Genomic DNA, 12,086 nt, shown 5'->3' on the forward strand with positions numbered 1-12,086 from the left:
TGGCCGAGGCGGGCGACCTCAGCGCGCGCATCGCCGGGCTGGAGGCCCGCATCCGGCACCTGGTCGAGCCCCTGGCCGGGCACCTGCTGGCCATCCCCGGCATCGGCCCCGTCTCGGCGGCGGTGCTCATCGGCGAGATCGGCGACATCACCCGGTTTCCCACCGCGGCCAAGCTCGCCGCCCACACCGGGTGCGCGCCGATCCCGGTGTCCTCCTCGGGGCGGGACCGCCACCGGTTGTGCCGGGGCGGCAACCGGCGCCTCAACAGTGTGGTCCACATCGCCGCGGTGGTGCAGAGGCAGCGCCATCCCGGGGCCGGGGCCCTGGTGGAGCGGTTGGAGCCGTCCAAGGGCAAGCGGGGCGCCTACCGGGTACTCAAACGCCATCTGATCGATGTGATCTACCGGGCCATGGTCCGGGACCGGGCGGGGTGGGACCATGCCGCGATCGAGCATCATCTCGCCGCTTGACATAGAAGGGTCAACGGGGTTAGGGCCCGCCCAGCAGCCTGTCAGCGGTGCGCCGCGTCGTAGACCTCGCGCTTGGGAACCCCGAGTTCGCGGGCAACCTCGCGGATCGCGTCCTTGCGGGAGGCTCCCCCGGCCTCGCGCTCGGCCACCGCCGCCGCCAGGTCCTCGGGTGTGCGCGGTACGGCGGCCGGTGAAACCCCGGCCACCACGACCGTTATCTCGCCGCGCACCTCCCCGCTGGCCCACTCGGCGAGGTCGCCCAGCGGGGCGCGCCGGACCTCCTCGTAGGTCTTGGTCAGCTCCCGGCACACCGCCGCCCGCCGGTCGGCCCCGAAGCCCTCGGCCATCGCCGCGAGCGTGTCGGCCAGCCGGTGCGGGCTCTCGAAGAAGACCATCGTCCGCCGCTCGGCCGCGAGATCGGCGAAGTAGGCGCGCCGGCCCTTGCGGGGCGCGAACCCCTCGAAGCAGAACCTGTCGGTGGGCAGCCCGGACAGCACCAGCGCCGTGGTCACCGCGGTCGGCCCCGGAACCGACGTCACGGGGACGCCCGCCTCGGCGCACGCCGCCACCAGCCGGTAGCCGGGGTCGGAGACGCCGGGCATGCCGGCGTCGGTGACCACCAGCACGTCGCGGCCGGCCTTCAGCTCGCCCAGCAGCTCCTCGGCCCGGCGCGCCTCGTTGGCGTCGTAGTAGGAGACCACCCGGGCGCCGGCGTCGCCGCCGAGCCGAAGGCCCGCCCGGGCGGCGAAGCGGCGCAGTCGGCGGGTATCCTCCGCGGCGATGGTCCGTGCGCCCTCCAGCGCTCGCAGCAGCCGCGGCGGGGCGTCGTCGCCGTTGCCGATGGGCAGCCCCGCCAGCGTCAGGGTTCCGGGCGCCTGCGCGTCTCGCCGCCCCTCAGCTCCGCTCGGCACTGCGGTCACGTTCCACCCGCTCTCTAGACGCTACGGTAAGGGAGTGCTCCGGGCGGCCCGGAACCGGCGCGCGGGCCGCCGCGGCGGCGGCCCGCGGCGCCCGCCCAGCTCGCGGCACGGATCCGCGGCCCGCGCGGCGCCGCCCGGCACCATCCCGCCGTGAGGCATCCCCGAAGACCGACCACCCGTGCCCCAACCTTAAGAGCCGACATGACCACCACCGCACCCGAAGCCACCGTCGATCCGGATCCGAGCTGGCGCGGATCGGTCCGCTCCCGCCTGGTGCCGCCCATGCCGCAGCCGGCCTGGGCGGGGTGGGTCGCGGCGGTGGCGGTCGCCCTGTTCGCCGGCGCGCTGCGCCTGGTCGGGCTGGGCAGACCGGGCCGGATCTACTTCGACGAGACCTACTACGCCAAGAACGGCCTGTCGATGTGGGTCTTCGGCTACGAGCACGAGACCCTCGAACGCGCCGACGCGATGCTGGAGCGGGGCAACGACCAGATCTGGAGCGGTGGCGCCGACTTCGTGGTCCATCCCCCGCTGGCGAAGTGGCTGATCGCGGCCGGGGACCAGGTGTGGGGCCTGCTTCCGGGCACCGCCGAGGTCGAGCCCGAGGGGTGGCGGCTGGCCTCCGCGGTCGTCGGCGCGCTGTCGGTGCTCCTGCTGGTGCGCATCGCCCAGCGGATGACCCGCTCGTGGCTGCTGGGCGCCGCGGCGGGCCTCATCATGGCGCTGGACGGGCTGCACTTCACGCTCAGCCGCATCGCCATGGTCGACATCTTCCTGACCTTCTTCATCCTCGCGGGGTTCGGATGCCTGGTCGTCGACCGCGACCGCACCCGTGCGCGGCTGGTCGACAAGGCCGAGCAGGGCGTCCGGGCCGTCAACTGGCTGGGGATGCGCTGGTGGCGGATCGGCGCAGGCCTGTTCCTCGGCATGGCGGTGGGCTGCAAGTGGTCGGCCCTGTTCTACGTGGCGGCGTTCGGCCTGCTCACCGTGGCTTGGGACTACGGGGCGCGGCGCAGCACCGGTCACGACCGCACGGCACTGCGCTGGTTCGGCTTCGACGCCGTTCCCGCGTTCTTCCAGACAGTGGGCGTGGCCGCGGCCACCTACTTGGCGACGTGGACCGGCTGGCTGGCCACGTCGGGCGGCTACGGCCGCGGCTGGGGCGCCGCCCACATGCCCGCCTGGCTCGAGAGCGCGCCGGAATTCGTGCAGGCACCCGTCAACGGACTGCGGAGCCTGGTCTACTACCACCAGCAGATGTACTCCTTCCACAGCGGGCTGTCCAAGCCGCACGACTACGCGTCGCAGCCGTGGGAGTGGCCCATCATGCGCACGCCGGTCGCGTTCTACTACGACGACAAGCCCTCGACCTGCGGCGAGCCCGACTGCTCCACCGCGGTGCTGAGCATCGGCACGCCGGCCGTGTGGTGGCTGGGCATCGCCGCCCTGGTCGTGATGCTGGGCTGGTGGCTGACCTATCGCGACTGGCGCGCCGGCGCCGTGCTGCTGGGCGTGGCCGCGGGGTGGCTGCCGTGGTTCGCCTACCCCGACCGGACCATGTTCGTCTTCTACGCCCTGCCGATGCTGCCGTTCGTCGTGCTGGCGCTCGTGCTGGCCCTGGGGCTCGTGCTCGGCGCCGGCGAGACGCGGCCGGAGTACTCGCCGTGGGCGAGGGCAGCGGGGGGCGTGGTCTTCGGCGTGGTGCTGCTGCTGGTGGTCACCAACTTCGCCTACCTGTACCCGGTGCTCAGCGGCGAGACGGTCCCCTACGACGCCTGGGCGCAGCGGATGTGGTTCGACACCTGGATCTACGGCAACGGGGGCGGGGACTGACCCGGTCCCCTTCGCAGGGTCTTAGCCTTCCGCGAGCGAGAAATCAACAGGAAACGCATGCCCGAATGACGGGTTCTTGAACACTGATTCCGTGGGCGGAAAGCCTCGGCAGGGCATGTATGCGGCTGGTAGTCTCATGAACCGGTTGCGGTTGTAGTTTCCATTGATGGCCCAGGCGCCTCACGGAACTTCACGTGGGCGCTGGTCGTTAGGGCAGAAACTCCCGGGGACGGGCGCTCAGCAACCCGGGGCCAGCAGGGTGCGGCCCCGAAGTTAGTCCCCAAAGGGAGAGCAGATGGCTCAGGGCACCGTGAAGTGGTTCAACTCTGAGAAGGGTTTCGGTTTCATCGCTGTTGAGGGCGGCGGACCGGACGTGTTCGTGCACTACTCGGCGATCGCGGGTACCGGCTTCCGGAACCTGGAAGAGGACCAGTCGGTCGAGTTCGAGATCACCCAGGGCCCGAAGGGCCCGCAGGCGTCCAACGTGCGTGCGCTCTGACGTCGCCTGAATCTTTTCTCGGCCCTTCGCTCGGCTTCGGGCGAAGGGCTGCTGCGTTTCCGGGGGGCGGTACCGCCGCTCCCGCGGCCGCGAACGGCGCTGGCTACCGCGCCGACCCTCGGTCCGGTTCCAGGGCGGGCTCGGCGCCTTCCGCAGCGCCGACTCCGGCGTCCTCCGCAGGGGAATGGGCGACTGTTCGGCCGTCCCCGCCGATCGGACGCCCGCCGCCATCGAGGCCGCCGCCGAGCACCCGCACCTGGTCGCTGAGCCGGGCGACCTGCTCGGTCAGCTCCTCCAGCCGGTTCATGACCGACTGGTGCTGCTCCAGTTCAAGCTCCTGGTCCGCCTCCCAGCGCTCGGCGTTGACCTCTTGCTCCATGGCGGTGACGATCACGCCGATCACCACGTTGAGCATGATGAACGCCGTCAACACGATGTAGCCGATGAAGAACACCCACGCCACAGGCTCGCGCTCCAGCACCGGCTGGGCCACTTCGGGCCAGTCCTCGGTCGTCAGCAGCACGAACATCGTGTAGAGGGTGGTGCCGAGGTCGCCGAAGTGCTCGGGGTCGATCTCGTGGAAGAGCCGCTCCCCCAGTACCGCCGCGGTGTAGACGATGATCAGCAGCAGCCCGCTCACGGTGCCCAGCCCGGGGACCGAGCGGAACAGCGCCGTGACGATGGTGCGCATCTGCGGTACGACGCTGACCAACCGCAGGATGCGCAGGATGCGCAGCATCCGCAGGACGGAGAACCCCGAGGACGCCGGCACCAGTGCGATGCCGACCACGATCATGTCGAACCAGTTCCACGGGTCGCGGAAGAACGCGCGGCCGTAGGCGAACCCCTTGAGCACCAGTTCGGCGGCGAAGACGGCGACGAAGACGACCTCGGCCGCGGCCAGGAACCCGGCGGCGCCGGCGAGCGGGCCGTCGACATAGGTCTCCAGGCCGAGGGCGACGGCGTTCAGCAGGATCAGACCGATGATCGCGGCCTGGAACCAGCGTCCGCCGACGATCCTCTGCGCCCAACCGCGCAGCGCTCTTTCGGCCACCGGCCCTCCCGTCACGTCGCCACCGTCCACACTGCCGCCCGCGACCGCCCGCACGGCCGCATCAACCCTAGCGCCCGGCATTCTCGCGGCTGCAGGCCCGTGGAGGCGCTCGCCTGCCCGGAACCCGCCGGGTCGCCCCCAGGCCGCCCTCGGTTGCCCATGGCACGGGCGACACGGGTTAATCTGCTAGGAGGCCGGAGCAACCACCACGGGCCAATCGGAGGAGCCGGGCATGTTCAACATCGGGGCGGGCGAGTTCATCGCCCTCGCTGTGCTCGCACTGGTGATCTTCGGCCCGGAGCAGCTGCCCAAGGCGGCGGCGCAGATCGGCCGGGTCCTGCGGCAGCTGCGCACCATGGCCGACAGCGCCAAGACCGACATCCAGAAGGGCCTGGGACCGGAGTTCAAGGACTTCGACGTCGAGGACCTCAACCCGCGGCGGTTCGTGCAGAAGCACTTCTGGGAGTCCGGCGACGAGGACGGCGCCGCCGACCGCAGCCGACCCGCCGCCCAGTTGAACGGCAGGCGTCCGCCGTTCGACAGCGAGGCCACCTGACCCTGCCTCCCGACGGGGGCATCCGCCTCGCGCGCGCGGCCGGACGGATCAGCCGAACATCAGCACCAGGAACATGCCGAGTGCCAGCACCACGGCCGATCCGGCCATCACCGCGGCCGAGCCCGCGGTGGCCACCAGCACCTCGGTCGCGATGGTGCCCGCCACCGCGGCCGCGGGCCAGTGCCAGCGCGGCGACGGATCCCAGCCGTTGCGGCGCTCGCGGTAGACCGAGATCAGCGCCGCCGCGCCCAGCAGCCCCCAGAACGCCAGGTGCCACAGGGCACGGGTGCTCGGTGCGAGATAGTCGGCCCAGCTTCCGGTGAGCATCACGAACAGAGCCGTGCTGATCCACAGGCGCCAGTGCCTGCGGCCCCTGACAGCCGGGATGGCTTTGCGGCGGGCGGGCTCGACGCGGCGGAACCGCTCCGCCGCGACCGGTACCGGCTCCTGTTCGTCACCGCTCGCGGATGCGACGGGCTCGGGCGGGGGCTCCCCCCGCAGCGCGGGCTCCGTCGGCGGCGCGGGCTCGGCGGCGTCCTCGGGCAGGTGGTAGCCGCCGGGGGCGTGGCGACCGGGCGGAAACTCGCCGCCGCCCGGATAGCGGCGGTACTGCGGGCGGGGGTCGGGGGCCGAATGGTCGGGCACGGGTCTCGCCGTCCTTATGCCGCCGGGCCGGATCACTCTCCGTTGCCTACCCGCTCGGCGGTCCGCAGCAACGCCGGAGCGGCACCGTTGCGGGCCCGCACCACGCGCCGGAGTCGGCGCGCACGAGCGGACGCCGCTCCCCGGCCCGGGGGCACGGGCCGGGAAACGGCGTTCTCGAATCGATAACTCCCCGCGGGCGAGGGCGCTTCGCTAGATCCAGCTCCAAGAGGCGGCCGCCGCTTCCGCAGTGTCAGCGGTGGCAGCGGGAATCGAAGGCGCGAGAACCGCGGTGACAGCGAGTGCGATGACCGCGCAGGTCTTCCTTAACACAGTGCACCTTTCCATTGCATCATCATCCATCCCCGGAACGTAAGATAAGCCCCGGGCCACACTTCGCGCAAGCCCCAAACGGGGGTTTACCAGCCTTCTACCGGATATATATCTCCAAGCCCTGGAATTGCGCATAAAAAATGCACGGCACCGCCGGTGCCGCCGTCACCCGCCGTGTTCCACCCGGCCTCCGCCCCCACCTGCGGATTCGCCGCCATGTGGCCGCTGAACAGGAAGAACTCAGTGTATCGAATTGATGACACCGGAGAACGGCATCGCACCGGCCCCGGGGTAACACGCGGTGAGGCCGACGCGCGACCCCGGCCTACGATTCCTCACTCGACTGGAGAATTACCGGACACTGCCCACACCATTGCCAACGAGGATGACCCATTGCCGGAAGCGGGCATTTCAGCGATGATCCGGTGCCGCCAATGCAATGCGCCGCCGCGGTCGGACCGGCGCCGGCCGAGGCGACGGAGGGACAGCGGGGCGGGAGGAACCCCTGCGCCACACAATACTCTCATGCGCCCGGGTGTGCCGGATTTTCCCCAGGTCACCACATATCCACGGGCAGTCCTGACGTCGGCGGACGCGCAGCCGCCCACCCCCGGCCGCGGCCGCGCGCCTTCGGATTCGCGCGCGGGCGCACCGGAGCGGCCCCACTCCGGTGCGCGAGGCCTACACCGACCGCGGCGTGTGCACCCGCGCCCCGGCGGGCGGTCCCGGGCCGCCGCGCGCGCCTACTCCGGGACGCCCGGCTGCCGCCCGGCCCGTACGATCCCCGCCAGCAGCGGAAACACCAGAACAGTGACGGCTCCGGCGGCGACCAGGACGGAGGCTTCCGTCGTGCTGACGAGACCGGACCGCGTCGCGATCTCGGTCACCGCGACGATGATCGGCAGTCCGGCCGCACTGTAGAGGCCGAGCGCGAGCTGGTCCCGGCGGTCCATCAGCCCTGATCCGGTGTCGAACAGGCGCTCCGAGGCCCACACCGGCAGACCGCGGAAGAGCGCGATGCCGACGACCATCACGAGAAGCAGGGCCTCGTCGGCGAGCGCGCCGGTGTCGATCGCCATGCCGGACGTCACGAAGAACACCGGGATCAGGAAGCTGTACCCGGCCACCTCGACCTTGCCCCGGAGGGTGCGGCTTCCGGCCGGGACGAGCCTGCCGAGCAGCAGCCCCGCGGCGAACCCGCCCAGCACGACGTCCAGGTCGAGCACGGCGGACACCGTCATCAGCGTCGTCAGCACCAGGAGTGCCAATCGCAGCAGGGTCTGGCTCGTGGAGTGGACCCCCGAGGCGAAGGCTCGTCGCAGGCCGGGAACGCTCGCGATGATCCGGGCCGGCACCGCCACCGCGGCCACGGCGATCACAGCGAAGGCAACCAGGACCAGTGCCGAGAGCTCCGGGCTGCGGGCGGACAGCAGCAGCGACATGGCGATGACGGGAGCGAGTTCGCCGACGGCGCCGTGCGCGAGGACCGCCCGGCCGAGCGGGCTCCGGGTCCCGCCCGACTCCTTCAGGATCGGAAGGAGGGTGCCGAGCGCCGTGGACGTGGCGGCGATGCCGAGCACGACCGCCACGCGCGGCTCCTCCACCCCGACGAAGAGCAGCGCCGCACCCACCGCGAGGACGAGACCGACCCCCCAGCTCAGAAGCGCCACGCGCCCCTGGCGGGCCCGCAGGAACGACGGTTCGACCTCCAGCCCGGCCAGCAGGAACAGCATCCCCAGGCCCACTTCCCGCACGAGCAGGACGCCGGAGCTGCTCTCGGCCAGGTCCAGCGCTTCGGGGCCGATCAGCACACCCAGCACCAGGAGCCAGACGACGTCGGGGATCGTCTTCCGCACCGACGCCGCCAGCATCGGCCCGAGGAACGCGGCGAGCGCGATCCACGCGAGCGACACCAGCTCCCCGGCCAGGGCCGACTCATGCATGCGGCAACTGTAGGCGCCCGGACCGGTCCCTCCCGGGCCGACGCACCGGTGACGCGCGGGCGGCGCGCAAGGAAGCACCGGACCCGGTTGTGCGCAGCGGAACCGGGCGTTCGGAGACGGCGCGGCGAAGAGCGCGCGACTCGGTCCGCAGACGGCGGGTCAGGGCAGGCGGCAGGGAGCGGCAGGAGCTCCTGAGCGGCCCGCCCGCCCCGCATCGGTCCGTTGGGGCACCGCCGCCGCTGACGGACGGAAAAACGAACAGGTCCTCCCGACGGCTCGGAAGGACCTGTGACCTGCTGTGGAGCTGAGGGGATTCGAACCCCTGACCCCCTCGATGCGAACGAGGTGCGCTACCGGACTGCGCTACAGCCCCTGAACAACGTTTAAATGCTAGCAGCTTCAGTGCCGTGCTCCGAATCGGAAATCCACCGCCGGGCCGGTCCGGCGGCGGCCGTACCGAGCCCGTCGACCCGGTCGCCGCCCCTGCCCGCCGCCGCCCGAGTCCGAAGCGGAACGGGCAGCGCGAACGCGGCGCCCCCGAGCACCTCCTGGTCCCGGTGCGGATCGCGGACCGCACCGGGACCAGAAGGACCGCTGCTCGGCGACCGGCGCCGTGCCTAGTCGCCCGCGGCGCGCTGATGCGCGTCGGTGTACTGGTCGTACACCTCCTTGCGGCGGTTCATCAGCTCGATGACCTGTGCCTCGCGCGCCGCCTCGGCCGCCTCGCGGGCGCGGCGGATCTCGGTCGCCCGGCGGCGGCGCCGCACCTCGGCGGCCCGGCGCTCGGCGTCGGCCTTGGCCGCCTCGCGCAGCAGGGCCAGATGGCCCAGCAGCAGCACGGTCGGCGGCGCCAGCACCCACCAGGGACCGAGCCCGGTAGCAACGCCGATGCCGGCCAGCGCGAGCAGGGCTGTGAGCCCGCTCGTGCGGCGCCGGCGCCGCGCGATGACCCCGGCCCGGCTGGGACGCGGCCGCGGAGCCGGCGCCCCGGACTCCATGGCGGCTTCCTCGTCCTCCGGCTTCTCGGCGCCGTAGGACGCCATGACGCGGGTCTCGTCCGGGTCGGCCGGTTCGTCCCGTTCCCGGACGGGCGCCGCCGGCGCCCCGCGGCTGCCGTCGTACTCGGGCTCCTCCTCGGCGGACTCCGCCGCGTAGGGAGCGCGACCGTCCTCGGCATCGCCGTCGTGGTCGGCGTCCTCGCCGTCGTGGAGGTCGCCGTCGAAGTCGGCGTCGTCCTCGTAGGGCGCCGCCGAATCGCGGCGCAGCAGCATCGGCACCAGCACGATGAGCCAGACGACCACGATGGCGAGATACAGAGGAGAGCTGCTCATGACCCCTCCTCGTACCGCCGACCACCGGACAGTCCCAGACGCTCCGGCGACGATGCCCGTTCACGGCCCATAGCGGGCGGCGACCCGTCGGCGGGCCGCCCCGAGGTCACGATCCGGCGCCTGAGCCGTTCATCGTGCCACTCGTCATTCGCCGTCCCCCATGCGCCGTATGTACGTCTTGCCTGCATCGTTAGTGCGTCTACGTTCCGCACGGTACGACCAGGTGTCCGCAAATGCGCAGTATTCGGACCGGAGTGTCGTGAGATTACAGTCTTTCCTCTTCCCGCCCGTCACCCGCCGCCACCCCGACAGGAGGCGCCACGCGCCACGAACCTTCCATCCGTCACCCGCCGCCACCCCGACAGGAGGCGCCACGCGCCACGAACCTTCCATCCGTCACCCGCCGCCACCCCGACAGGAGGCGCCACGCGCCACGGGATTCACCGCCGCCGCGTGCACCACCGGATATCCGGCGCCGCGGCTGCTGACCGATACCCGGGCGCCCGGCGCACCGCGACACCATGGTCCACACGCCGACGGGATTGCGGCCGGGCATCGGCGATTATCCCGCGAACAGCGGTGTGGTGACACCGATTTAACTGTGCGCATCTGGCCGCCACCGGCCCCTGCCCGCTCGCAGCCGCCGCGGGATGCTAGGACGCGCCGCCCGCGGCGCTGTCGGATCCCGCGACCTGGCCGCGGCGGCGCCACCGCGCGAGCAGGCCGCCGGGGACGTCCTCGGTGGTGAGCGCGTAGCCGATGTGGTCGCGCCACGCGCCGTCGATGTGCAGTTGGCGCCTGCGCAGCCCTTCCTCGCGAAAGCCCAGCTTCTCGACCACCCGGCGGCTCGCCTGGTTCTCGGGTCGGATGCTGGCCTCGATCCGGTGCAGGCCCACGGTGAAGAACGAGTGGTCGACGGCCAGCGCGACCGCGGTGGGCGTGACGCCGCGCCCGGCGCAGGCCCGGTCGATCCAGTAGCCCACCTGGGCCGAGCGTGCCGATCCCCACACCATCGCGCTGACCGTGAGCTGCCCGGCGAACACGCCGTCGTAGGTGATCGCCCACGGCATCGACACGCCGTGGCGGGCCTCGCGGCGGATCGCCTGCAGCATCGCCACGTACGGCGAGAGTCCCGTGGTCTTCAGGGGCATCTCGGGGTAGGTGGGCTCCCACGGACGCAGCCAGTCGGCGTTGCGGGTACGCGTCTCACGCAGTGCACCCGCGTCGCGCAGCCGCAGCGGGCGCAGGCCGATCGGGCCCTCTTCGAGGGTGATCGGCCAGCCGCGAATCCGATTCACGTCGCGTCCTTCCGGCGCCTCCGGCCTTCGGTGCACCCGTTGGCCGGACGGCGGGTGCGTTCTGTGCTCCCGTGTCTCGACGGGTTGGGAACGCGTGGCGCCCCCGTCGCTTTCCTCCAGTATTCCACCACCGCAGGACCGCCGTCAGCCTGCCGACCCCGAGTGGTCGCCGCCGCCGAGCTGGTCGAGGGCGTGGCCCAGGATCGGGCCGAGCACGGCCATTCCGTCCCGTACTCCGCCGCTGGAACCGGGCAGGTTGACCACCAGCATCCGCCGCCCTCCGTGCTCGACGACGCCGGCCACGCCGCGGGAGAGGACGGCCGAGGCGACGCCCTTGGCGCGGCCGGTCTCGCGCAGCGCCTCGGCGATTCCGGGGATCTCGTAGGCCAGCAGCGAGCGTGTGGCCTCCGGTGTGGCGTCGGTGGGGCTGAGCCCGGTGCCGCCCGTGGTGACTGCCGCGTCGCAGCCTTCGCGCACGGCGCGCAGCAGGGCTTCGCCGACCGGAGGGCCGTCGGCCACCACCCAGGGCCCCTCGACGGCGGCCACGTCGTCCACGCGGGCGAGTTCCTCGTACAGCACCCGGCCCGAGCGGTCGGAGTAGACCCCGGCGGCGGCCCGGTTGGAGGCGGTGATGGCCGCGATCCGGTAGCGCGCGGCGGTTCCGCCGGCGGCACCGCTTTCCGTCTCGTGCTCGCCGCTCATTGCGACCGCCTCCAGTACCCGGTCTTGCCACCGGTCTTCTCTTCGACCCGGACGTCGGTGACCACGGCCTCGGGGTCGATCGCCTTGACCATGTCGACCAGCCCCAGCGCAGCGGTCATCACGCAGGTGAGCGCCTCCATCTCCACACCGGTGCGGTCGGCGGTGCGCACCGTCGCGCTGATGAGCACGCCTTCGTCGGCGACCTCCAAGTCGACGTCGACCCCGTGGACCGCGATGGGATGGCACAGCGGGACGAGGTCGGGGGTCCGCTTGGCCCCCTGGATGCCCGCCAGCCGCGCCACGGCAAGCGCATCGCCCTTGGGCACCCCCTCGCCGCGCAGCGCGGCGACCGTCTCGGCCGAGAGCCGGACCCGGCCGGTGGCGGTGGCGGTGCGGGCGCTGACGTCCTTGGCCGACACGTCGACCATCCGGGCCGCGCCCGCGGAGTCCAGGTGGCTCAACCCCGAAGGATGCGCCTCTGACATGGTGTTCGTCCTCCTCAGCG

General features: G+C 72.1%; 12 protein-coding genes and 1 tRNA gene. 4 read left to right on the forward strand and 9 right to left on the reverse strand.

The genetic code is table 11. From position 1 onward, the window contains the following. Window positions 1–470 (forward strand): IS110 family transposase (locus RM446_RS13570; protein WP_311545638.1); only part of this gene is annotated, 470 nt, incomplete at its 5' end. 41 nt (window positions 471–511) lie between these two features. Here the strand turns inward: RM446_RS13570 and rsmI are convergent. Continuing rightward, complete coding sequence (rsmI, locus tag RM446_RS13575; protein ID WP_398695129.1) at window positions 512–1,390, reverse strand: 16S rRNA (cytidine(1402)-2'-O)-methyltransferase; 879 nt, start codon at window positions 1,388–1,390, stop codon at window positions 512–514. Window positions 1,391–1,591: 201 nt separating this feature from the next. Between rsmI and RM446_RS13580 the strand changes: the two genes are divergently transcribed. Both RM446_RS13580 and RM446_RS13585 read left to right on the forward strand, forming a co-directional pair. Continuing rightward, window positions 1,592–3,223, forward strand: coding sequence for a dolichyl-phosphate-mannose--protein mannosyltransferase (locus tag RM446_RS13580; RefSeq protein WP_311545639.1), 1,632 nt, complete (start codon window positions 1,592–1,594; stop codon window positions 3,221–3,223). Between the two features lie 295 nt (window positions 3,224–3,518). Then, on the forward strand, window positions 3,519–3,722 hold the full coding sequence (locus RM446_RS13585; RefSeq protein WP_067975405.1) for a cold-shock protein: 204 nt from the start codon (window positions 3,519–3,521) through the stop codon (window positions 3,720–3,722). A 103-nt stretch (window positions 3,723–3,825) separates the two neighbouring features. Here the strand turns inward: RM446_RS13585 and RM446_RS13590 are convergent, their stop codons facing one another. Further along, the gene (locus RM446_RS13590) at window positions 3,826–4,776 is read right to left on the reverse strand and encodes an ion transporter (protein WP_311545640.1); all 951 of its coding nucleotides are present in this window, start codon (window positions 4,774–4,776) and stop codon (window positions 3,826–3,828) included. 232 nt (window positions 4,777–5,008) lie between these two features. On the opposite strand from RM446_RS13590, the gene RM446_RS13595 reads away from it, so the two are divergent. Then, window positions 5,009–5,332 (forward strand): sec-independent translocase, encoded by a 324-nt coding sequence (locus RM446_RS13595; protein ID WP_311545641.1) that lies wholly within the window; start codon window positions 5,009–5,011, stop codon window positions 5,330–5,332. 48 nt (window positions 5,333–5,380) lie between these two features. On the opposite strand, the gene RM446_RS13600 is transcribed toward RM446_RS13595, so the two are convergent. The 7 genes from RM446_RS13600 to moaC form a co-directional block, all read right to left on the reverse strand. Then, a complete protein-coding gene (locus RM446_RS13600; RefSeq protein ID WP_311545642.1) occupies window positions 5,381–5,977 on the reverse strand; it encodes a hypothetical protein in 597 nt (198 codons plus the stop codon). A gap of 1,073 nt (window positions 5,978–7,050) precedes the next feature. After that, the gene (locus RM446_RS13605; protein WP_311545643.1) at window positions 7,051–8,250 is read right to left on the reverse strand and encodes a cation:proton antiporter; all 1,200 of its coding nucleotides are present in this window, start codon (window positions 8,248–8,250) and stop codon (window positions 7,051–7,053) included. A 299-nt stretch (window positions 8,251–8,549) separates the two neighbouring features. Further along, window positions 8,550–8,623, reverse strand: a tRNA-Ala gene (locus RM446_RS13610). Between the two features lie 244 nt (window positions 8,624–8,867). Further along, entirely contained in the window at window positions 8,868–9,581 is a 714-nt protein-coding gene (gene sepX / locus RM446_RS13615) for a divisome protein SepX/GlpR (protein WP_311545644.1), read from the reverse strand. A gap of 653 nt (window positions 9,582–10,234) precedes the next feature. Next, complete coding sequence (locus RM446_RS13620; protein WP_311545646.1) at window positions 10,235–10,879, reverse strand: GNAT family N-acetyltransferase; 645 nt, start codon at window positions 10,877–10,879, stop codon at window positions 10,235–10,237. A gap of 144 nt (window positions 10,880–11,023) precedes the next feature. Further along, window positions 11,024–11,581: a MogA/MoaB family molybdenum cofactor biosynthesis protein gene (locus tag RM446_RS13625; RefSeq protein ID WP_311545647.1), complete on the reverse strand. Its 558-nt coding sequence runs from the start codon at window positions 11,579–11,581 to the stop codon at window positions 11,024–11,026. Further along, window positions 11,578–12,066 carry a cyclic pyranopterin monophosphate synthase MoaC gene (gene moaC / locus RM446_RS13630; protein WP_311545648.1) on the reverse strand — a complete coding sequence of 163 codons (489 nt, stop codon included), beginning with the start codon at window positions 12,064–12,066 and terminating at the stop codon, window positions 11,578–11,580. Before moaC ends, RM446_RS13625 begins: the two co-directional genes overlap by 4 nt. Between the last annotated feature and the right edge of the window lie 20 nt (window positions 12,067–12,086).

It is taken from the genome of Streptomonospora wellingtoniae (assembly GCF_031845375.1).
In the GTDB taxonomy this organism is placed as follows: domain Bacteria; phylum Actinomycetota; class Actinomycetes; order Streptosporangiales; family Streptosporangiaceae; genus Streptomonospora; species Streptomonospora wellingtoniae.

Excerpts from the sequence above, each read along its gene's own strand:
- RM446_RS13595 (WP_311545641.1), top strand. The coding sequence starts at position 5,009 with ATGTTCAACATCGGGGCGGGCGAGTTCATCGCCCTCGCTGTGCTCGCA.
- RM446_RS13585 (WP_067975405.1), top strand. The coding sequence starts at position 3,519 with ATGGCTCAGGGCACCGTGAAGTGGTTCAACTCTGAGAAGGGTTTCGGT.
- sepX (WP_311545644.1), bottom strand. The coding sequence starts at position 9,581 with ATGAGCAGCTCTCCTCTGTATCTCGCCATCGTGGTCGTCTGGCTCATC.
- RM446_RS13580 (WP_311545639.1), top strand. The coding sequence starts at position 1,592 with ATGACCACCACCGCACCCGAAGCCACCGTCGATCCGGATCCGAGCTGG.
- moaC (WP_311545648.1), bottom strand. The coding sequence starts at position 12,066 with ATGTCAGAGGCGCATCCTTCGGGGTTGAGCCACCTGGACTCCGCGGGC.
- RM446_RS13605 (WP_311545643.1), bottom strand. The coding sequence starts at position 8,250 with ATGCATGAGTCGGCCCTGGCCGGGGAGCTGGTGTCGCTCGCGTGGATC.
- RM446_RS13625 (WP_311545647.1), bottom strand. The coding sequence starts at position 11,581 with ATGAGCGGCGAGCACGAGACGGAAAGCGGTGCCGCCGGCGGAACCGCC.